We start from the raw sequence: 353 nt of genomic DNA, 5'->3' as shown, positions 1-353 counted from the left end.
TAAATCAATTCAGAAAGTGTTTGGGTGGTAAATGATTCATTTAAAGTTCAAGAATGCTAATACGATGGCGTATAGTATTGTAGAATTAGAAAAAATATAAATTGAAAGGAAATCAAATAAATGTCTATTTTGCCAATTGGAACAATTGTTTATTTAAAAGAGGGGAGTCAAAAGCTAATGATTCTCAATCGTGGGGTTACGATAGAACAGAATGGCGAAAGTGTTTTGTTTGATTATTCTGCAGCTTTTTATCCAATGGGACTAAACCCAGAACAGTTGTTTTACTTCAATCGTGAAGATGTGGATCGAATTGTATTTAAAGGATACTCTGACGAGGAAGAAGATCGATTTGT

At 32.6% G+C, this 353-nt stretch carries 1 protein-coding gene; it reads left to right on the top strand.

From position 1 onward, the window contains the following. Window positions 1–120: 120 nt before the first annotated feature. Window positions 121–353, top strand: a 233-nt coding sequence (locus HMPREF2628_RS04790; protein ID WP_070842485.1) for a DUF4176 domain-containing protein, incomplete at its 3' end; no start/stop codon positions are given.

Source organism: Streptococcus sp. HMSC063B03, assembly GCF_001836965.1.
GTDB classification, from domain to species: Bacteria; Bacillota; Bacilli; order Lactobacillales; family Streptococcaceae; genus Streptococcus; species Streptococcus pneumoniae_F.
The sequence above is the reverse complement of the archived record's forward strand: the minus strand, read 5'-3'. Positions and strand labels throughout refer to the sequence as shown.